A 19,014-nucleotide genomic window follows, 5' to 3' on the forward strand; every position below is an offset into this window, starting at 1 on the left:
CAGCGCCCGATCGGCCCGGTCGCGGTCTTCGGCGCCTCGAACTTCCCGCTCGCCTTTTCCACCGCCGGCGGCGACACCGCCAGCGCCCTGGCGGCGGGCTGCCCGGTCGTGGTCAAGGGCCATTCGGCCCATCCCGGCACCGGCGAGATCGTCGCCGAGGCCATCCATGCGGCCATCACGAAGACCGGCGTCCACCCCGGCACCTTCAGCCTGATCCAGGGCGGCAAGCGCGACGTGGGCCAGGCGCTGGTCCAGCACCCGCTGATCCGCGCCGTGGGCTTCACCGGCTCGCTGGGCGGGGGCCGGGCGCTTTTCGACCTCTGCGCGCAGCGCCCCGAACCGATCCCCTTCTTCGGCGAGCTGGGCAGCGTCAACCCGATGTTCCTGTTGCCCGAGGCCGTGAAGGCCCGCGGCGCGGCGATCGGCGAAGGCTGGGCCGCCTCGCTGACGATGGGCGCCGGGCAGTTCTGTACCAACCCCGGCATCGCCGTGGTCGAGATGGGAGAGGCCGGCGACGCCTTTGTCAGCGCCGCCGCCGAGGCGCTGAAGGGCGTCACGACCCAGTGCATGCTCACCGAGGGTATCGCCGATGCGTATAAGAACGGTAAACAGCGCTTCGACACCCGCAACCCGGTGCGCCCGGTGCTGACGACGGAGAGCGAGGGGCGCAATGCCTCGCCCAATCTCTACGAGACGGACGCCGAGACTTACCTGCAGGATCATGCGCTTGGCGAAGAGGTCTTTGGCCCGCTGGGCCTTGTCGTGCGGGTGTCCGGCCCCGACGAGATGGCGCAGCTGGCGCGCGGTTTCGAGGGCCAGCTGACCTGCACCCTGCACATGGACGAGGGCGACACGGGGCTTGCGCAACGCCTGATGCCGGTGCTGGAGCGCAAGGCCGGGCGGCTGCTGGTGAACGGTTTCCCGACCGGTGTCGAGGTGGCCGACGCGATGGTCCACGGCGGGCCTTACCCGGCCTCGACCAACTTCGGCGCGACCTCGGTCGGCACCCTGGCCATCCGCCGCTTCCTGCGCCCGGTCTGCTACCAGAACCTCCCCGACGCCCTCCTGCCGGAGGACTTGCGGTAAGTCATCGCGAAAAACCGTCAAAAGGCCCGGCACATGTGCCGGGCCTTTTTCCTGTGCCCCTCTGGTTGCGCGCCTGCGGAAACTCCCGTCACATTGGGCCGGTATTGACTTGCGTCATGTCGCGGGGCGCCACCTCCTCTAGGTCTGGGCCGGTCCGTGGGCGGTTCGAGGAAAGGGATTGCAGGCCATGAAGATTGAAAACAGGACATTCGACGAGTTGCAGCCGGGGGACACGGCCTCGTTGCGGCGCCTGTGTACGCAGGACGACCTGATCGTCTTTGCCAATGTCTCCGGCAATCACAACCCGATGCATGTGTTCAACGTGGACGGCGATGGCGACGGTGCGCCCGAGGCCGTGGCGCCCGGCATGTTCGTCGGCGCGCTGGTCTCGGCGGTGTTGGGCAACATGCTGCCGGGGGCCGGGACGCTGTACCACGCGCAAAGCCTTGTCTTTCACAACCGCGCCCATGCCGGGGACGAACTGGAAAGCCGCGTCATTGTCACCGACCGCAATGAACAGACCGGCATCGTGACCCTTGCGACAGAGGTCACGCGTCCGGCGGATGGCGCGCTGATCCTCTCCGGTGTGGCAGAGGTCGAGGCGCCGCGCCGCAAGATCAGCTATTCCAGCCACGATCTGCCGGGGCTGATCGTCCAGCGTCATCGGCATTTTGAGAAACTGCTGGCCCGTGCCGCGCCCTTGCCGCCGCTGGTGACGGCGGTGATCGCACCCGAAGAGCCGAACTCGCTGGGCGGGGCGCTGCTGGCGCGCGATCAGACGCTGATCACGCCGATCCTTGTCGGCTGCCCGGACAAGATCGGGGCCACGGCGGCAGAGCTGGGGCAGAGCCTTGACGGGGTCGAAATCGTGGCCGAACCGGACCACGCCACTGCCGCCCGCCGCGCCGTGGCGCTGGTGGCAGAGGGCCGGGCGGGGGCGCTGATGAAGGGTCACCTGCACACCGATGACCTGCTGCGCGCGGCCCTGGACAAGCAGACCGGCCTGCGCGCCGGGCGGCGCTTTACCCATGTCTTCGTGATGGACGTGCCCGGGCTGGCGCATCCGCTGCTGGTGACGGATGCGGCGATCAACATCGCGCCCGACCTGAAGGCCAAGAAGGACATCGTCCAGAACGCCATCGACCTGGCCATCAGCATCGGCATCGAGGAACCCAAGGTCGGCGTGCTGTCGGCGGTGGAAACGGTGAATCCCGATATTCCATCCTCGGTGGACGCGGCTCTGTTGTCCAAGATGGCCGAGCGCAAGCAGATCACCGGCGGGCTAGTGGACGGCCCCCTGGCGATGGACAACGCGGTCGACATCGCCGCCGCGCGGACCAAGGGGATTTCCTCGCCGGTTGCGGGCCGGGCCGAGGTGCTGGTGGTGCCGGATATCGACGCGGGCAACATGCTGGCCAAGCAACTGACCTACATCAGCCATGCCGAGGGGGCAGGGCTGGTGCTGGGCGCGCGCGTCCCGATCATCCTCAACAGCCGCGCCGACGATGACATGTCCCGGCTGGCCTCCTGCGCGGTGGCGGCGCTGCACCATGCCCGCATCACGGGGACGCGGTGATGGCGCATGCGCTGGTCCTGAACGCCGGGTCGTCCTCGCTGAAATTCGGGCTGTTCCGCGGACGCCACCCGGAACTGGTGACGCGCGGCCAGGTCGAACGTATCGGCGGCGCGGCGCAGTTGCATCTGCGGGATGCCGATGGCACCGCACTGGCGGATACGGCCCTTCCGGGCCATGCCGCCGCCGATCACGCCGGGGCGCTGTCCGCTGTCCTGCACGAGGTCAAGGGGCGCTTTCCCGAGGCCGAAATCGGTGTCGTTGGGCATCGCGTCGTGCATGGCGGCATGGAGTTTGCCGCGCCGACCCGCATCACGCCCGAGGTCCTGCGCGCGCTGGAGCGACTGGAACCTTTTGCGCCCTTGCATCAGCCGCACAACCTTGCCGGCATTCGGGCCGCGCTCAGGGCCTTTCCCGAGGCGCGGCAGGTGGCCTGTTTCGACACCGGTTTTCACCGCAACCATCCCTTCGTGAACGACACTTTCGCCCTGCCGCGCGCCTATTACGAAAAGGGCGTGCGGCGCTACGGCTTTCACGGGTTGAGCTATGACTACATCTCTGGCGCGCTGGCCGAGATGGCGCCGACGCTGCACGCGGGCCGGGTAGTGGTCGCGCACCTGGGCAATGGCGCCTCGATGTGCGGGCTGCTTGGCGGTCGGTCCATCGCCTCGTCGATGGGGTTTTCGGCGCTGGACGGCTTGCCGATGGGGACGCGGTCGGGGCAACTCGACCCCGGTGTCGTGCTCTACCTGATGGACAGCGAGGGGATGAACGCGGCGGAGATATCCGAGCTGCTTTACCGACGCTCTGGCCTGCTGGGCCTTTCGGGCATCAGCAGCGACATGCGAACGCTTCTGGCCTCGGATGATCCGCGTGCCAGCGAGGCGGTGGACTATTTCTGCTTTCGCATCCGGCGGGAACTGGGCGGGCTGGCCGCCGCGCTGGAAGGGCTGGATGCGGTGGTCTTTACCGGCGGGATCGGAGAGAACGCCGCGCCGGTGCGGGCGCAGGTCTGCCGGGGGCTGCGCTGGATCGGGATCGAGCTGGACGAGGCGCGCAATGTGGCCAAAGAGACGGTCATCAGCTCTGACATGTCGCGGGTGCGGGTACTGGTGATCCCCACCAACGAGGAACTGGTGATCGCCCGCGCCGCGATGGATCTTGGGACCGGCTGACCGCTCTCAGATCGGGACCAGGTGGTTGTCCCAATGCAGGTCGTGGGTGACATGGGTTTCGCCCCGCACCTCTCCGGTGCCGGAGGTCAGCAAAAAGCCCGTGCCGCTCGCGGCCACACCGCAGACATCCACCATGTCGATGGTCCGTTTCAACGCGCCGCTGCCAAGGTCAAAAACCTGCGCCAGCCCGCCGCGCGGAGAGGTGATGGCAACCTCTCGGGCATCGGCCAACAGCGCCACGCTGCCCGCGTAGCCCTGCATCCGCGCGGCCTGTTCGGGCGGGGCGGTGAAAAGGCGCGGGGTGCCGCCCCGTCTGGTGACACCGATCAGCGGCGGGTCCTCGGACAGATCACCTTGCCATTGCATCGCGAAGGCCACGGTGCCATCCGGTCCGACCGCCAGGTGACGGATCGAGTTCTTGTGCAAGGACCGCTCCAGCCGCTGTTGGTCCAACAACGCGCCCTCCAGCGTGAGGAAAGCGAGCGAAGGCTCCATCAGCGGGATGTTCAGCTTGGTCCGGCCCGCGTCGGGATGGGTCTCGATCCCGCCGTTTGCCACCACAAGCGTCTGGCCGTCCGGCATCAGGCGGATGTCATGCGGGCCGGTGCCGTGACTGTCGAACTCACCCAGCCGCTTGCCGTCCAGCGACCAGACCCCGATCACGCCGCGCGCAGAGGCATAGTCGTTTTCCGCCGTATAGAGCCGCGAGCCATCGGGTGAAAAGGCGCCGTGGCCGTAGAAATGCCGCCCCTTGGGGGCGTCGAACCGGGCGATTTCGTTGCCGGTCACGCAGTCCAGTACCACCGCAAAGCGCCCCGGACGGCGGGCGAACCCCACCGCAAGGGGCTGTTCCGGATGTGCGGCGGCGGCATGGCCCCGGTCGGGCAGGGGGCAGGCAAAGGTGATCTGACCTGCGGCGCTCAGCCCGCACAGCTGGTAGCGCCCGTCGCGCGTCATCGCGGCAGAGAGAAAGGCGGGCGAACCCGCCTCGGCCCATGTCGGGCGCGGGCAGGCGGTTGCGGCCAGCAACCCGGCCAGAAAGTGGCGTCGGCTGTTCATCTCAGTCCCCGTCCATCGAATTGAACCCGGCCGCGATGCCCAGCCGGGGGCCAAGATCCTGCGCAACGATCTCGCGGATCTCGGAAATGCGCTGTTGCAGGGCCTCGATGCGGATGCGGCCTTGCGGATCGCTGACCCCGGCAAAAATCGGATCGTCCAGCTGGTTCGCACGCGTCAGGGCCCGGGCAAAGGCGGTGTCGAGCGCTTTGTCCCCACCGGACAGCCGCGCGCCCAGGTCGCGCAGCGCCGCCAGCGACAGCACGACATGGCGCAGCGACCGGCCAGAGCGGCGGGCCTCGGCGCGCATCGGGCGAGGGCGGTCATAGCTGCCCATCGGGCGCCCGATCCGCGTATCGCCGGTGAATTCCAGCCCCGTGGCCAGCGCGGTGAACAGCTGTTTCGCCGCTTCTTCCGCCGTCCGGTAGGTGTCGTTGCCGGGCTGGCGCATCAGGTCGGCATAACCGGTTTCCCAGTCCGCGAGGATCGCCGCCGAGGTGGCTGCGATGTCCGCGCTCATGGCCTGGACCAGCGCACAGCGATAGGCCTCGCTGCCCGCGGCGCTGAACTGGTCGTCGTAGAGCAGGAACTCCATCGCGTAAAAGCCGCGCGCCGCGATCGAGACGTTCTGGAAACTGTCGAGGCTTTGAACCACCGGGTCCTCGTCCCGGATCAACTGTCCCAGCGCCTTGGGCGTGGCGCCCCGGCTATCGGGCCAGAAGGCCAGCGCAAAGGCCCGGTCGCCCTGTTCCGAGGGGCCGAACCGCAAATGGCTGACCGCGATCCAGGCGTCGAACCCCGCGCCATAGGCCTCTTGCAGCTTGGGATCGTTTGTCGCGCAGTGCTGCTCTGCCGTGGTGGCCAGCGCGGCGGTGCTCTCGGCCAGCGCCTGGTAGCCGGGCAGGATATGAGCATCGACGATGGCGCCCACGTCGGGGGCCTGGGCCAGCGCCGGCGAGGCGGCAAACACGAGGGCGAAAAGGCTGTTGCGCATGTCAGAGGCTTTCCAGAAAGGCGATCAGGGCGTTGCGGTCGGGCGGCGGCATCCGGGTGACGGCGTCGCGCTGCGGCTGCGCCTCGCCCCCGTGCCAGAGGATCGCCTCCAGCAGGGACCGCGCGCGGCCATCGTGCAGGAATGTCGTATGCCCCGAGACCTGTTCCGTCAAACCGATCCCCCAGAGCGGCGCGGTCCGCCATTCGCGGCCCGTGGCCCGCGCCTCTGGCCGACCGTCCGCCAGACCGGCGCCCATGTCGTGCAAGAGCATGTCGGTATAGGGCCAGATCAGCTGGAAACTGTGTTCCGGCCGGTCGGGCAGGCGGTGGGTCACGAATTTCGGCCTGTGGCAGGCGGCGCAACCCGTGTCATAAAAGACCTGTTTGCCGCGCAGCACTTGGCTGTCATCCATGTTACGGCGCGCGGGCACGCCCAGGTTGCGGCTGTAGAAGGCGGTCAGTTCCAGCCCCTCGGCGTCCACCTCGAAACCGCGCGCGTCGCCGCCGCCATGCGGCGCGGCCTGACAGTCGGCCTGAAGGTCGGTGCATTCGCCCGCGCCCGCCGGGAACAGGGGGCTGGAAATGCCGATATCGCCGACAAAGGCCGCCGCCGTCTGTTCCAGGATCGTCGGATTGCCCGCCTTGTGGCCGAACCGGCCCAGCATCGGCATGTCGAATTCGACCGACCAGACGATATTCGCCCGCCCCGAAATGCCGTCGCCATTGGCATCACCGGGATCGGCCCCGGCCAGGATCTCCGCTGCCGGCACCGCCTCCAACAGGCCCAGTCCGATCATCTGCGGTGCGACGCGGGGCGAGAGCATGGCTTTTGGGTGCAGCGGGCCATAGCCCAGGTCGGCGGCGGTATAGGTCGGTTTGCGCAGGGTGGCGGTATCGCCCCCCGACAATGGCACGGTGATCTCTTTGTAATCCACCTGCAGGCGGTATTCGGCAGCATGGCCCGGCAGGCTGAAGTCCTGCAGTTGCGTGCCGTAAGTCGGCTCTGGCGCGCTAGGGATATAACCCTCGATCTCGGGGATCATGTCGTCGGGACCGCCGGGCACCGAGACCCGCAGGAACATCGACACTGCGTTGTCGTCATGGCTTTCGGGGGGATGACCGCGCCCGTCCTTGATGTGGCAGCGCTGGCAGGAGCGCGCGTTATACAGCGGCCCCAACCCGTCCGAGGCCAGCGTGGACGAGGGCGAAGACACCCAGATCTTGCGGAACAGACCGTTGCCGACCTTGAAGGTCAGCGCATCCTCGAAATCGAGGCTGGCGGAAGGCAGGGAAAAGGCATTGGCATCCGGCGTCACCCGCACCGTCGCGGCGCCGGCGGGCTTGTCCTCGAACCGTTCCGGCGCGTCGAAACCCGGGGGCGGCGCCAGCACCTTGGCGATGCGCGCGGCCTCGGCCGGGGTGCGCGGCGTGAAGTTCAGATGCGGTTCATCAAGCGGGCCCGCCATTGCGGCGGGCCCGATGAGGACAGCAAGACAGGCCAGCTTACTCGGCTTCATCCATCTTCGATGCGTTGAGGTGGGCATAATTCTCGGCGCCGACACGGTCGTGCAGGTCAAGCTGGGTTTCGAGAAAGTCGATATGACCTTCTTCATCGGCCAGCAGCTGGTCGAACAGCTCCTTGGTGACGTGGTCGCCGGCCTCGTGACAGTATTCGCGGGCCTCCTTGTAGAGCGCGCGCGCCTCCTGTTCGGCCGCCAGGTCACATTCCAGCGTTTCCTTGGGCGTCTGGCCGATGCGCAGCGGGTCCAGCTTTTGCAGGTTGGGGTGGCCTTCCAGAAAGACGATCCGTTCCATCAGCTTGTCCGCGTGGTTCATCTCTTCGATGCTTTCCTCGCGGCTCTTCTTGGCCATGTGGCCCAGGCCCCAGTCCTCTTGCAGCTTGTAATGCAGCCAGTACTGGCTGATCGCCGTCAACTCGCTGCGCAGAGCGCGGTTCAGGTAGTCGATGACTTTCGGGTCGCCTTGCATGGTCGGGTTTCCTGTGTTGCTCCATCCCTGAGGGTACGGAGGTGCATGGGGACTTCCAAGTTTTGATTCTTGCGCATGGTGCCAAGGAAAAGCGGCATGCAACCGCCGCAATCCGCGGCCTTTCCCAATGCGTGATAGATCTTGCCTGGTGTGATGAGGGTTTCAGGGTCCGCCGCCCGCATCCAATCGATGGCGGAATGAATGTCGTGATCGGTGATGTTCTGGCAATGACAGATGATCATGGCGGCGGATCCGGTTGGTTTTACTGGAAGACGGCGTCGGGGTCGTCGAGACTGTCCGAGCCTTCGATGGCGGTGCCCTCGGCGCCCAGCAGGGCAACGATGCGTTCGATGCTGCGGGTCTGGTCGATCAACCCGTTGACGCCGCCCATGACCAGCGCTTCACCGGCGTCCGAGCCGCGTTCCAGCATCATGTCATAGCTGAACCCGGCCTCGGCGGCGGACTTGATCCGGCCAAGTGCCATCATCGTATGCGCCAGCTTGCCCTGCATTTCGGCGTCCAGCGCGGCATCGGTTTCGGCGACGAGGTCGGCCAGGGACGGGCCGCTGATCAGCGTGCCGTCGATGCGGACATATTCGCCAAGATAGACGTTCTGGATGCCCAATCCGTCATAGTAGTGGCTGTTGTGCGTGTTGTCCGAGAAACAGTCGTGCTCTTCCTCGGGGTCGTTCAGCATCAGGCCCAGGCGCATCCGTTCGCCCGCCTGTTCCCCGTAAGAGAGCGAGCCCATGCCGGTCAGCATCGCCGTGATCCCGGCGGCCTCGTCCGCCATCAGGGTACTGCGGGCCTCGCCGCCCTCTGCCCACTGCGCGGTGATCCATTCGAGGTCCGAGACCAGCAGGTCGGTCGCGGCCTTGAGGTAGTCTCCGCGGCGGTCGCAGTTGTCGTTGGTGCAGGCCTCGCCCCGGGCATAGTCGGTCCAGGGGCGGTTGCCGGCGCCATGTGCATGGCCGTTCAGGTCCTGGCCCCAGAGCAGGAACTCGATGGCGTGATAGCCAGTGGCCACGTTGGCCTCGACGCCGTCGGCCTCGTGCAGGGTGTCGGACAGCAGGGCAGGGGTGATCTCGGCCGCATCCACGGTCTCGCCCGAGATGGTCAGCGAGGGCGAGGCGACGACATTCAGCGCGGCCAGCGCGTTTTCATCGGTCGGGCCGCCATAGGTCACGTCAACGTAGTCGATCAGGCCCTCGTCCAGCGGCCAGGCGTTCACCTTGCCTTCCCAGTCGTCGACGATGGCATTGCCGAAACGGTAGACCTCGCTCTGCTGGTAGGGGACGCGGGCGGCCAGCCAGGCGGATTTCGCCGCCTGCAAGGTTTCCGCCGAAGGGTCCGCGATCAGCGCGTCGACAGCCGTTTGCAGGCGCTGGGCTGCGATCAGGCTGTCGCCGTAGATGGCTTCGGCGATGTCGGCGTAATTGTCCAGAACCTCGGCCCTGGAAACCTCGGCAAGGGCGGAACCGGCGGCGAGGGTCAGCGCCAGTGCGCTGGTCGCAAGGGTCCGGGTGGTCTTGATCTTCACTGTCTTTGTCCTCTTGACGTTTGCTAGTGCAGTGTCTGCGGAGCGTTCGGGCCCGCTTTGCGCGGTGTCCCGGCGGGGGTTCGGCTGGTCATGCGGCGCAGCGCCAGGCCGAAATCCTCGGCCAGCGCGGCCAGGATCGGGGCGATGTCGGGCCGCACCAGCGTCATCGCCAGCAACAGCGCATCCTCGCGCTGGCCTTCGCTGGCGTATCCGATGAAGGTGGCAAAGCAGGACTCGTCGGCGCCCAGGCATTTGCAGGTGACGTGGTGGCGCATCAGCGGGCGCCGGCAATGGCGCGCGCAAAGCGCACAGAGTTCCTCGAAGGCGCCCAGGGCATGGCGACCCTCGGTGCTGCCCAGGTGTCGGGCGAAATCGCTCCAGACCTCGGTGCGGGCGGCATCGCCGTCGTTCCACAGCCGCAGGTACAGGACCGCGCCTGCCTCGACCGGGCCAAGCTCTGACAGGTAACCGACCGGCGCGCCGCCTCTTTCGACCATGCCGCTCATTTCGTCAGGATCAGTTTGCCGGCGCGGGTGATGCGCAGGACGTACAATTGATCGGCCAGGCGGATGCGGGCCAGGTCGCCGCCCTCGGTCAGGTCGCGGGCGTCATAGACGGGCAGGGGATCCGCCTGCCCGCTGTCGGTTGCTGTGCTCAGGCCCATGTCCGTCCCTCCGGTTTGCCTTCGATCCGGTCGAACAGGCGTCCGAGGGAAAACAGGGTGGAAAAGCCAAGTGTCACGCGCCGCCGGTCGCCCTCGCCGGGCGTCCGGGGATCTGCGGCAATGTCGCTGGCATTCAGCATCATGGGTCTCCGCGTGCCGGAATACATCGTTGGCTTGGCCCGGATTCGAGGGGCTGGCTGGGATGACTTAAAGCTGACTATTTCTATATGTTTTGTCAATCCGACAATTTTGGTCGGATAAAAATCCGCGGGCAACCCCACGGAATCAGTGCGGTTTCAACCGGGGTGCCCCGGCAGCGGCGTTCAGAGGAAACGGTTGAGAAACCGGCGCGCGGGGCGTTCGATCAGGTGGTAGCTGAGCGCCGATCCGGCGATCACGATCACGCCCACCAGCGGCCAGCCGGGGGTCGCAAGCCCCAGCTTGGGCGCGTAGTCATAGCAGGCTTTGATCACCAGGACGTGGATCATGTAGGTCGAGTAGGAAATCTCTCCGAGGTAGACCATGACCCGGCTGTTTGTGGGCAGCCAGGGTGCCTCGGACAGACGCGCGCCCGCCACGATCAGCAGGCAGAAGGGCAGGAGCAACTCATATCCAGGGTCGCGCTGGCCGGCCAGCAGGGGCAGCGTCAGCAGCCCGACCGCTCCGGCGACAAGCCCAAGCCGCATCGACACCTGCGGCGCGATGCGGCGCAACACCATGCCCAGGATGAACAGGGGCAGGATGCGCAGGGCGCCGAAATCCCAGGTCAGGTGCAGGAAAGCCGTCTTGCCCAGGCTGAGCGCAAAGAGATGCACCCCGACGGCGCTGAGCGCCAGGGCGATCAGCAGCGCCCATGTCGGGTAGCGGCGCACCGCCAGCAGCCCGAAAAGCAGATAGGCGAACATCTCGGCCGAGATCGTCCAGCTGGGCCCGTTCAGCACCAGCCCCTCTGTCAGCGCCCAGCTGTGCAGCATCAGCACGGAGGCGATCACCCCGTCATGCCGGTTGTTGCCCAGCACCGCCAGGGCCAGGAAGATCAGCAGCATCGCCAGGTGCAGCGGATAGATGCGCGCAAAGCGTTTCCACAGGAACCGCCGCAAAGAGAACCGCCCCGAGGTGATCTGCCCTTCGTAGACATGGGCGATGATGAACCCCGACAGGATAAAGAAGAAATCCACCCCCCGGGCACCGTTCTCGACGATGTCCCAGCCCAGCCCCGTGCCCGGTTCGATCCGCACGCGAACATGGAACAGAAAGACCCAGAAGGCGGCGAAAAAGCGAAAGGCGGTCAGGGTGCGCAGGTCGGCGGCCAGCGCCCCGGCGGGGCTGGTCGCACCCGGCAGGGTGCCCTGGGGAAGGCTGGCCTGTCCTGTCATCCCGCGATCCTTGCGCATATCCTGGCCCCGTCATGGCGCGGGAAAGTGGCGGGTACAGGGCCGCAAAGGGCCGCTTTGGTGAAATGCGCGGGGCTCATGCCGCGGGCAGCCAGACCCGGAACAGGGCGCCGCCCTCGGGGGCATTGGTTGCCGTGATCAGCCCGCCCGCCCGCTGCACCAGTGTCTGAGAAATCGACAGGCCCAGCCCGGTGCCTTCTCCCTGCTTGGTGGTGAAGAACGGGTCAAAGACCGCTTCCATCGCGCCTTCGGACAGGCCCGGGCCGCTGTCCTGCACGCTCAGGCAGGCGCCCGGCCTGCCCTCTCTGTCTTCGGCGCTCAGGGTCAGGGTCAGCGTGCCGTCTTGGCCCATCGCCTGCGTGGCGTTCATGACGAGGTTGATGATGACCTGCTGCATCTCGCCGGGATCGACATGCACCTCGGGCGCTTCGTGAAAATCGGTCTCGACCCGGATGGCGCTTTTGGACAGGACATGTTCGACCAGCAGCAGGCAATCCTCGACCAGCGGGCCAAGCGAGACAGAGTCCTCGTAGGCGTGGAACTCTCCGGGGCGGGCGAATTGCAGCAGCTTGCCCACCATCGCGTCGATGCGGGCGACTTGCCGGTCGACCAGGTCCAGCTCCGTCTTGACCGGTTGCGCCTTGTCGCCCAGCGTCTCGCGGATCACGTCGACATTGCCCTGGATCACCGCGACGGGGTTGTTGATCTCATGCGCGACGCCAGCGGTGATTTCCCCGATCGAGGCGAGTTTCTCGTTCATGACCAGTTGCCGGTAGGTCTCTTCCAGCTTGGCGTTGGCCTCGCGCAACTCGGCGGTGCGTTCCTCGACGCGCTGGTTCAGCTCATCCGCCCAGGCGCGCAGGCGCTTGTCGCGGTCCTGGACCTGGCCCAGCAGGTCGTCCAGATGCGCCGCCACCTGGCCGATCTCGTCGCGCGCGCCCACATCGCCGTAGCGGGCCGAGAGGTCGCCGCGGCCCACGCGCTGCATGGTGCGGGTGATCCGTTCCAGCGGGGCAAAGATGCCCCGCGCCAGGGTCAGGAACAGCGGCACCGACAGGACCAGAACGCCGACGAAGGCCGCCAGCATCCACAGGATCGCGTCGCGTTTTTCCGCCGCGAAGGGCGCCTCCAGAAAGCCGACATAGAGCATTCCCACGCGCTCGCCGAAACTGTCGGTCAGCGGCAGGTAGCCCGAGATGTACCAGTCGTTGACCACGAAGGCGCGGTCCAGCCAGGTCTTGCCCTCGCCAAGAACCTGTTGCCGCACCACCGCCGACACCCGCGTTCCCAGCGCGCGCACGTCCTCGAACAGCCGCACGTTGGTCGAGACACGCACATCGTCCAGGAACAGCGTCGCCGTGCCCTGGCGTTCGCCGCCGGTCACGGCATTCAGGTAGACCAGCGCGTTGATCGTGTCGATGAACTGAAGGTTGCGGTTCAAGAGGATGCCCCCCACCAGCACGCCGTGATGACCGTCCAGCAGGACCGGCGCCGCGGAATGCACCACCATGCCGCGATCCTCGACCTCGCGTTCGGTGGGGACGGCGGCCTCCGTCTCGATCAGCGGGATACGGGCGCGGGCATCCAGCAGACCGGGCAGGGCGGCCAGGTCCGCGCCCGAGAGGATGTCGATCTCCGTCGCGGGGCGGCCATCCAGCGCCGCCACGATCACCGGCCAGCGCGAGGCATCGCCCAGCGTCGCCTCCTCTGACAGGTAATAGAGGAAATCCAGTTCCAGCGCCTCGCGCTTTTCGGCAAGGTAGCTGTCGAGCGCCGGGCCGCTGGCCGCCAGAACGCGCCCGAACTCGGCGCTTTCGGCGACGCCGGTCAGCTCATCGCCGGTCGTCTCCATGATGCGGGCCAGGTATTGCTCGGCGATGCGCAGGTCGGATTCGACGTTGGCGATCAGCAGTTCGTCGTAGTCACTGGTCCAGCGCGTCATGCCCAGCACCAGCAACAGCGGCATCAGCACCGTCAGCGGTGCCAGCGCCAGCACCAGGAGGCGCAGACGCACCGACAGCGCGGGCACGCGCCCGCGCCTTGGCTGATTACTCGTCGAGCGATCCATGAATCGCGAATTGTTCCAGCCCGGCGGCCTGCGCCTCGATCACGCGGTAGGCCTCGCGCACGCCGGAGTCGGTCAGTTCACGGGCGACGGTCAGCAGGGTATTGGCCGGGTGGTCCTCGCAGAGATCGGCCATGTGGGCGATCTCGTCCTGTGCGACGGGTCGTGCCGCCTCGACGGAGGGCGCGCCGTAGTAGGCCACGAAATGCTGTGCCAGCAGGTCCGTCAAGGCATTGACCTCTGCCGGTTCGGCTTCGGTCACGGCGACGAATGTCACCCGCCCGCCGGTTTCCAGCCCGAACCAGCCGTTGGCAAAGGCCTGCCGTGCCTTGCCGGCAAGGTCGCCCTCGGTCCAGTTGGAAAACTCGAACCCGCCGGAGATGCACCACTCGCCTGTGCGCGCGGGGCTGGCAAAGACATGCTGGTCGCTTTCGTCGAAATGGATGGCACGGGCCAGTTTCATGGGGCCTCCTCCAGAAGGGTCGTCAAGGGGATCAGGTGGGTGGTCTCGCTGTCGCGCAGGAGCATCCCGAACGCCTCGTCCACGCCCAGGAAGGTGCCGGGCCAGCCGTCCTGCACCACGGTTTCCCCCAATCCATGCGCCAGGCCCCGCCATTCCGAATGCAGCGCCTTGGCGCCTTCGTCTTCCCAGCGGGCAATCCAGTTCAGCGTGTGCCGCGCCCAGGCCTCGACCAGCCGTTCGGGCGCGACCTCGGCGCAGCCTTCCTCGAACAGGGCCGTCTGGTCGGGCACTTCGCCCGGAATGGCGGCCAGGGTCAGGGGCAGTTCGAACCCGACCACCAGCCAGTCGGGGATTTCCTCGGGGTCCTGGGTCGAGGCACAGGCGCGGAAGGCACCGCAGGCGGCGCCGTTGACAAGGATGCCGCCCGCCCAGGCCAGGTGCACCGCCACCTCGGGCGGGGCCAGCGCGCCAAGCGCGTTCTGGAACCCCACGCCGCAAAGCGGCAGCATGACCATCGCCTGTTGCAGCGGCACCTCGGGCGTCATGACCAGCGCGGCGCCCATGCGGTCCGCGGCGATGCGGTAGCAGACAAGGCCCGCGTCGCAGCCCCGGATCGCCCGCATCACCGCGCCGTCAAAGGGATCGCCGCCGACCTCCTCGCCGCTCATCGCGGGCGGGAAGGTCAGCGGCTCGGTGATCCCGCTCATGCGACGCCCTCTGCCACCAGCGCGCTGGCGATGGCGTGGAAGGCCTGCGCCTGGGCGCTGTCGGGCTTTGAGGTCACGATCGGCGCGCCGCCGTCGCTTGCCAGCCGGATCTGCAGGTCCAGCGGCACCTCGGCCAAGAGGGGCACGCCCAGCTTCTGGGCCTCTGCCGCCACGCCGCCGTGGCCAAAGACATGTTCCTCATGTCCGCAGTTGGAACAGATATGCGTGCTCATGTTCTCGATCATACCAAGGATCGGGACATTAAGCTGCCGGAACATGTCGATGCCCTTGCGCGCGTCCAGCAGCGCCACGTCCTGCGGCGTGCTGACGATGATCGCGCCATCGACCTGCGCCTTCTGGCTGAGCGTCATCTGCACGTCGCCGGTGCCCGGCGGCAGATCCACCAGCAGCACGTCCAGCGCGCCCCATTGCACCTGCATCATCATCTGTTGCAGTGCGCCCATCAGCATCGGCCCGCGCCAGACCACGGCCTGGTCCTCGTTGGTCATCAGGCCAATCGACATCATGGTGACGCCGTGATTGCGCAGGGGCAGGATGGTCTTGCCGTCAGGCGAGGCAGGCCGCCCCGAGACGCCCAGCATCCGCGGCTGCGACGGCCCGTAGACATCCGCATCCAGCAGGCCGACGCGCCGCCCCTGCGCGGCCAGCGCACAGGCGAGATTCGACGATACGGTGGATTTGCCCACGCCGCCCTTGCCGCTGGCAATGGCGATGATGTGGTCCACCCCGGGGATCTTCTGCGGGCCCTGCGGTTCGGCCTTTTTCTTCATGCCAAGGTCCGGCGGCGCCTTTTCGGAGTGGCCGGTCAGCACGATGGCGACCTTTTCGACCCCGTCCAACGCGCCCAGCCGGGCCTCTGCCTCGGCCTTGACCTTGCCATAGGCCTCGGCGTGTTGCGGCGCGATTTCCATGACGAAGCGGACATTGCCATCCTCGACATTCAGAGCTCGCATGACGCCACTGGCCACGATGTCGCCGCCCGCAACCGGGTCGGCGACGGTTTTCAGCACTTCCAGGACGGCGTCGCGTCCAAGCGTCGTCCGGGTCATTCCTGACCCTTGATCTCGCCGGTGACCTCATGGCTCAGGCCCAGTTCGGGGATCGTCACGACGGCCTTGACGGCATAGGTCTTGCCGGCGGTATCGGTATTGCGCATCGCTTCCTCGATGGCCTGCTGCGAGGTCACGCCGACCTGCTTCAGAAACTTGCGCATCGACATGTTGAAGTCTTCGCTCATGGTCTGGTCCCTTTCATTTGACGCATGGCAGGGCGGGGGCCTAGCATGACCCGATGACCCTGCGTCTTTCTTTCATTTCCAGCGCACTCGCGCTTGGCCTGTCGCTTGTTCCCCTCGCGCTTGTCGCCCAGGACGACCCGCGCCCCGTCCGCCTGCATGCGCCCGCGGCGCTTGTCGACAGCGGTCTTGTCCAACATATCCTTCCGCGCTTCACGCTCAAGACGCGGGTGCGGGTGGAACTGGTCGAGGACCCGGAAAAGGCCGATATCGCGCTGGGCGCAACGGGGGATCCGCTGTTCGCGGGGCCGGAACAGGTCTGGCACCTTGAGGTGAGCTCTGCGGATCACGCGGGCACCGGGCGTTTCGCGGACTGGCTGACATCCGAGGTCGGCCTCAACACGGTGGCAAGTTTCGCACCCGACGGTGCGCCGCTGTTCGGCCCGCCGCCGGAAGAGACCGAAGATGTCGAGACCGTGGTGATCGACGGCGACGCGAAACTGGGTCACAGGGTCAGCCGCGCCAAATGCGTCCGCTGCCATGTGATCGACGAAAAGACGCGCGGCTTCGGCATCGGCTCGACCCCCAGTTTCATGGTGCTGCGGGCGCTGCCGGACTGGGAGGATCGGTTCTATGCCTTCTACGCGCTGAATCCGCACCCGGCCTTCACCGTGGTCGAGGGGGTGACACTGCCCTTTCCCGACAACCGGCCCTCGCCCATCGCGCCGGTCCGCATGACGCTGGACGAGGTCGAGGCCATCGTCGCCTATGTCGCCGCGATTCAGGCCGCGGACCTGGGCGCGCCGCTGGAGTTCCAGTAGCGTCCGGGGCAGGGCGGGGTCCGTCACGGTCAGTGATCCCGGCGCTTGGACAGGTAATCCTCGGTCGTGCGGACCTTGGGCCGCTCTCCCATCGCAAAGGGATTGTCCGAAACGCCCATCTGCGCCTTGACCCGGCAATCGTCGCACATCTGGATCATCCGCAGCTTCTCCGGATCCTGGAACATGGCGTGCCCCGAGAGTTTCTCGGTGATCCGGTCGATGGCGGATTTCGACCCGAAGAGCGTGCCGCAGTCGACGCAGGCAAAGGGCTCTTCCTCGTTCAGCACCTCTTGCCGCAGGGCCGTCTCGGTCAGGTCCAGGCGGGGTTCCAGCGTGATGGCCTGTTCCGGGCAGATCGTGGCGCAGATCCCGCATTGCAGGCAGGCGTCCTCCTGAAAGCGCAGCTGCGGCAGGTCCGGGTTGTCGCCAAGCGCACCAGAGGGGCAGAGCGAAACACAGGACAGGCAGAGCGTACAGGCATCCGTATCCACCAGCACGGCGCCATAGGGGGCGCCCTGGGGCAGGGGCAGCTGCGCCTCATCCCCGTGCAGTGCGCGGGCGGCCTGCCGTGTCACCTGCCGCCGGGTGCCAAGGGGGCGCACCGGCTCTGCCACCGGGGCAGGGGCGGTTTCGTCATAAAGTGCATCGCTCATCGCGTCGGGGTCGGGCGTGTCCAGCAGGCGCACCCGGTTCCCGCCCGCGATTGCCTGGGCCAGCGCCAGCTGCGCCGCCAGGGCATCGCGGTCCACCCCCGGTCCGGGCAGCAAGGTGACTGACGCAAAGCCCGCCGCCAGCGCGGCCACGGCCTCGGCATGTCCGAAGGCGCCCACGACGGGCAGTTCCATCGGGATCACGTCGCGCGGCAGTCCGCGCCCGTGCCGGGCGGAGAGGCGGATCATCTCTGCCCCATGCGCGTCATGCACCATGAGGCGCGGCGCGCTGCCGCCCGCATCCAGGTAGGCCTTGGCCAGTGTCTGCACCCGGCGAAAGGTCAGGTCGACCGGCGGCGCGTCATAGCTGATGGCGCCCGAGGGGCAGACCGCCGAACAGGCGCCGCAGCCGGCACAGATCATCGGGTCGACCGTCACGTGATCGCCCTCGGGCGAGATCGCGCCGGTGGGGCACAGGTCGAGACAGCGAGTGCAGCCGGTCTGCCCGGCCCGCGAATGGGCGCAAAGCAACGCCTCTGTCCGGACGTAAAGCGGCTTTTCGAAGGTGCCGACAAGATGCGAGGCCGCCATGACCGCCGCTGCGACAGAGGGCGCGTGTGCGGGATCGGCGCGCAGGTAGCCCTCGCGCTTTTCATGCGCGGAGAACAGCGGCGTGTCGCCCCGCAGGTCGAGGATCACGTCGCAGTCCGAGGCGCCGCCGTCTTGCGGATCGGTCAGGACAAAGGCACCGCGCCCGCCCGGTTCGACCTGCCGCAGGGCGTCGATCACCACGCGGAATTGCCCCAGCGCGCCCTGTGCCTGCCGCAGGCGGCCCGTCACCACGTCATAGGCGCGGCTGTCCGGAACTTCCGATCCCTCGGGCAAGAGCACCGTCACCCCCAGATGCGGCGCCAGCTGTTCGGCGGCAGGCAGGGCGACATCCGGCGCCCCGAGGACCAGGCACAGCCCTTCTGAAATCACGTCGAGCGTCTTTTCCGGTGCGGCGGGCAGCAATGCCTCGGCGATCAGGGCGGACATTTTGGGTACTGCAGAGGCGGACTCCGCGCTCCACCCGGCCCGGTCGCGCAGGTCCAGCACCGGCGGCGCCGGCAGGTCCATTTCCTCTGCCAGGGCCTCGAAAATCCGGGACTCCTGTGTACAGCAAAAAATCGTGTCCCCCCCCTGCAGGGCGGCGGCGGCCCGGTCGATCTGGCTGGTGCAGAGGGCCGAACAGGGTGGGGATACCTCCAGCCCGGTGGTCCGTGACAGGGCCTGGGAATCGACTTGCTGCGTCCCCAAGCAGTCGCATGTTATCAATGACTTGACCATTGTCTTGCCCTCCCCTCAAAGCACGCTTGACGGTGCCTGTTTCGTACTGCGCCGGTGGAGCCTAGCCATGATTCGCGGCCCTCCACAACCGTTTATCCCGGTCAGCCAAACCGCCGAAACGGACGCATTCGGGATGCTGCGCTGCGGCTGATTCGAGCATTCTCAAAACGCCGCTTTTCCGAGCAAAAATGTCAGGTTGGACAAAACGTCCGTGGCCCGGTGGCGCCCCTGTCGCGGCTGCCCAAATTGACCGT

General features: G+C 67.1%; 20 protein-coding genes. 4 read left to right on the forward strand and 16 right to left on the reverse strand.

What is annotated here, in order from left to right; translation table 11 throughout:
- The 3 genes from BLQ71_RS03110 to BLQ71_RS03120 form a co-directional block, all read left to right on the forward strand.
- On the forward strand, nucleotides 1–1,086 hold a 1,086-nt coding region (locus BLQ71_RS03110; RefSeq protein ID WP_074620688.1), incomplete at its 5' end, for an aldehyde dehydrogenase (NADP(+)).
- A gap of 187 nt (nucleotides 1,087–1,273) precedes the next feature.
- Nucleotides 1,274–2,662, forward strand: a complete 1,389-nt coding sequence (locus tag BLQ71_RS03115) for a bifunctional enoyl-CoA hydratase/phosphate acetyltransferase (protein WP_074620689.1) — start codon at nucleotides 1,274–1,276, stop codon at nucleotides 2,660–2,662.
- Nucleotides 2,662–3,834: an acetate/propionate family kinase gene (locus tag BLQ71_RS03120; protein ID WP_074620690.1), complete on the forward strand. Its 1,173-nt coding sequence runs from the start codon at nucleotides 2,662–2,664 to the stop codon at nucleotides 3,832–3,834. Before BLQ71_RS03115 ends, BLQ71_RS03120 begins: the two co-directional genes overlap by 1 nt.
- Nucleotides 3,835–3,840: 6 nt before the next feature.
- On the opposite strand, the gene BLQ71_RS03125 is transcribed toward BLQ71_RS03120, so the two are convergent.
- The 15 genes from BLQ71_RS03125 to BLQ71_RS03190 form a co-directional block, all read right to left on the reverse strand.
- Nucleotides 3,841–4,893, reverse strand: coding sequence for a DUF1513 domain-containing protein (locus BLQ71_RS03125; protein ID WP_074620691.1), 1,053 nt, complete (start codon nucleotides 4,891–4,893; stop codon nucleotides 3,841–3,843).
- 1 nt (nucleotide 4,894) lies between these two features.
- A complete protein-coding gene (locus tag BLQ71_RS03130) occupies nucleotides 4,895–5,884 on the reverse strand; it encodes an imelysin family protein (protein WP_074620692.1) in 990 nt (329 codons plus the stop codon).
- Nucleotide 5,885: 1 nt separating this feature from the next.
- Nucleotides 5,886–7,349, reverse strand: a complete 1,464-nt coding sequence (locus tag BLQ71_RS03135; protein WP_083342132.1) for a di-heme oxidoreductase family protein — start codon at nucleotides 7,347–7,349, stop codon at nucleotides 5,886–5,888.
- 37 nt (nucleotides 7,350–7,386) lie between these two features.
- Nucleotides 7,387–7,872 carry a bacterioferritin gene (gene bfr, locus BLQ71_RS03140; protein WP_043143194.1) on the reverse strand — a complete coding sequence of 162 codons (486 nt, stop codon included), beginning with the start codon at nucleotides 7,870–7,872 and terminating at the stop codon, nucleotides 7,387–7,389.
- Complete coding sequence (locus BLQ71_RS03145) at nucleotides 7,839–8,114, reverse strand: (2Fe-2S)-binding protein (protein ID WP_074620694.1); 276 nt, start codon at nucleotides 8,112–8,114, stop codon at nucleotides 7,839–7,841. The genes bfr and BLQ71_RS03145 overlap by 34 nt, the downstream gene beginning before the upstream one ends.
- 20 nt (nucleotides 8,115–8,134) lie before the next feature.
- Complete coding sequence (locus tag BLQ71_RS03150) at nucleotides 8,135–9,406, reverse strand: imelysin family protein (protein WP_074620987.1); 1,272 nt, start codon at nucleotides 9,404–9,406, stop codon at nucleotides 8,135–8,137.
- Between the two features lie 29 nt (nucleotides 9,407–9,435).
- A complete protein-coding gene (locus BLQ71_RS03155; RefSeq protein WP_074620695.1) occupies nucleotides 9,436–9,918 on the reverse strand; it encodes a hypothetical protein in 483 nt (160 codons plus the stop codon).
- The gene (gene hemP, locus BLQ71_RS03160) at nucleotides 9,915–10,076 is read right to left on the reverse strand and encodes a hemin uptake protein HemP (RefSeq protein WP_074620696.1); all 162 of its coding nucleotides are present in this window, start codon (nucleotides 10,074–10,076) and stop codon (nucleotides 9,915–9,917) included. Before hemP ends, BLQ71_RS03155 begins: the two co-directional genes overlap by 4 nt.
- Complete coding sequence (locus BLQ71_RS26270) at nucleotides 10,067–10,219, reverse strand: hypothetical protein (RefSeq protein ID WP_162846269.1); 153 nt, start codon at nucleotides 10,217–10,219, stop codon at nucleotides 10,067–10,069. The genes hemP and BLQ71_RS26270 overlap by 10 nt, the downstream gene beginning before the upstream one ends.
- A gap of 180 nt (nucleotides 10,220–10,399) precedes the next feature.
- Complete coding sequence (locus tag BLQ71_RS03165) at nucleotides 10,400–11,452, reverse strand: acyltransferase family protein (RefSeq protein WP_157923284.1); 1,053 nt, start codon at nucleotides 11,450–11,452, stop codon at nucleotides 10,400–10,402.
- Between the two features lie 94 nt (nucleotides 11,453–11,546).
- Entirely contained in the window at nucleotides 11,547–13,436 is a 1,890-nt protein-coding gene (locus BLQ71_RS03170; protein ID WP_254780699.1) for a sensor histidine kinase, read from the reverse strand.
- 82 nt (nucleotides 13,437–13,518) lie between these two features.
- Nucleotides 13,519–13,998 (reverse strand): DUF6505 family protein, encoded by a 480-nt coding sequence (locus BLQ71_RS03175; RefSeq protein WP_074620699.1) that lies wholly within the window; start codon nucleotides 13,996–13,998, stop codon nucleotides 13,519–13,521.
- Nucleotides 13,995–14,696, reverse strand: coding sequence for a biotin/lipoate--protein ligase family protein (locus tag BLQ71_RS03180; RefSeq protein WP_074620988.1), 702 nt, complete (start codon nucleotides 14,694–14,696; stop codon nucleotides 13,995–13,997). The genes BLQ71_RS03175 and BLQ71_RS03180 overlap by 4 nt, the downstream gene beginning before the upstream one ends.
- Before the next feature lie 5 nt (nucleotides 14,697–14,701).
- Complete coding sequence (locus BLQ71_RS03185; protein WP_074620700.1) at nucleotides 14,702–15,775, reverse strand: Mrp/NBP35 family ATP-binding protein; 1,074 nt, start codon at nucleotides 15,773–15,775, stop codon at nucleotides 14,702–14,704.
- Entirely contained in the window at nucleotides 15,772–15,963 is a 192-nt protein-coding gene (locus BLQ71_RS03190) for a DUF6494 family protein (RefSeq protein ID WP_043143199.1), read from the reverse strand. Before BLQ71_RS03190 ends, BLQ71_RS03185 begins: the two co-directional genes overlap by 4 nt.
- 53 nt (nucleotides 15,964–16,016) lie before the next feature.
- On the opposite strand from BLQ71_RS03190, the gene BLQ71_RS03195 reads away from it, so the two are divergent.
- On the forward strand, nucleotides 16,017–16,781 hold the full coding sequence (locus BLQ71_RS03195; protein ID WP_074620701.1) for a substrate-binding domain-containing protein: 765 nt from the start codon (nucleotides 16,017–16,019) through the stop codon (nucleotides 16,779–16,781).
- Nucleotides 16,782–16,810: 29 nt separating this feature from the next.
- Here BLQ71_RS03195 and BLQ71_RS03200 read toward each other — a convergent pair whose 3' ends face one another.
- A complete protein-coding gene (locus BLQ71_RS03200) occupies nucleotides 16,811–18,760 on the reverse strand; it encodes a 4Fe-4S binding protein (RefSeq protein WP_074620702.1) in 1,950 nt (649 codons plus the stop codon).
- Between the last annotated feature and the right edge of the window lie 254 nt (nucleotides 18,761–19,014).

Origin of the sequence: Antarctobacter albus (assembly GCF_900101505.1) — a bacterium.
GTDB classification, from domain to species: domain Bacteria; phylum Pseudomonadota; class Alphaproteobacteria; order Rhodobacterales; family Rhodobacteraceae; genus Antarctobacter; species Antarctobacter albus.

Bases quoted from the DNA above. Each gene is read 5' to 3' on its own strand.
- BLQ71_RS03115 (WP_074620689.1), top strand. From the start codon at position 1,274: ATGAAGATTGAAAACAGGACATTCGACGAGTTGCAGCCGGGGGACACG.
- BLQ71_RS03120 (WP_074620690.1), top strand. From the start codon at position 2,662: ATGGCGCATGCGCTGGTCCTGAACGCCGGGTCGTCCTCGCTGAAATTC.
- BLQ71_RS03125 (WP_074620691.1), bottom strand. From the start codon at position 4,893: ATGAACAGCCGACGCCACTTTCTGGCCGGGTTGCTGGCCGCAACCGCC.
- BLQ71_RS03130 (WP_074620692.1), bottom strand. From the start codon at position 5,884: ATGCGCAACAGCCTTTTCGCCCTCGTGTTTGCCGCCTCGCCGGCGCTG.
- BLQ71_RS03135 (WP_083342132.1), bottom strand. From the start codon at position 7,349: ATGGCGGGCCCGCTTGATGAACCGCATCTGAACTTCACGCCGCGCACC.
- bfr (WP_043143194.1), bottom strand. From the start codon at position 7,872: ATGCAAGGCGACCCGAAAGTCATCGACTACCTGAACCGCGCTCTGCGC.
- BLQ71_RS03145 (WP_074620694.1), bottom strand. From the start codon at position 8,114: ATGATCATCTGTCATTGCCAGAACATCACCGATCACGACATTCATTCC.
- BLQ71_RS03155 (WP_074620695.1), bottom strand. From the start codon at position 9,918: ATGAGCGGCATGGTCGAAAGAGGCGGCGCGCCGGTCGGTTACCTGTCA.
- hemP (WP_074620696.1), bottom strand. From the start codon at position 10,076: ATGGGCCTGAGCACAGCAACCGACAGCGGGCAGGCGGATCCCCTGCCC.
- BLQ71_RS26270 (WP_162846269.1), bottom strand. From the start codon at position 10,219: ATGATGCTGAATGCCAGCGACATTGCCGCAGATCCCCGGACGCCCGGC.
- BLQ71_RS03165 (WP_157923284.1), bottom strand. From the start codon at position 11,452: ATGACAGGACAGGCCAGCCTTCCCCAGGGCACCCTGCCGGGTGCGACC.
- BLQ71_RS03170 (WP_254780699.1), bottom strand. From the start codon at position 13,436: ATGCCGCTGTTGCTGGTGCTGGGCATGACGCGCTGGACCAGTGACTAC.
- BLQ71_RS03175 (WP_074620699.1), bottom strand. From the start codon at position 13,998: ATGAAACTGGCCCGTGCCATCCATTTCGACGAAAGCGACCAGCATGTC.
- BLQ71_RS03185 (WP_074620700.1), bottom strand. From the start codon at position 15,775: ATGACCCGGACGACGCTTGGACGCGACGCCGTCCTGGAAGTGCTGAAA.
- BLQ71_RS03190 (WP_043143199.1), bottom strand. From the start codon at position 15,963: ATGAGCGAAGACTTCAACATGTCGATGCGCAAGTTTCTGAAGCAGGTC.
- BLQ71_RS03195 (WP_074620701.1), top strand. From the start codon at position 16,017: ATGACCCTGCGTCTTTCTTTCATTTCCAGCGCACTCGCGCTTGGCCTG.
- BLQ71_RS03200 (WP_074620702.1), bottom strand. From the start codon at position 18,760: ATGGTCAAGTCATTGATAACATGCGACTGCTTGGGGACGCAGCAAGTC.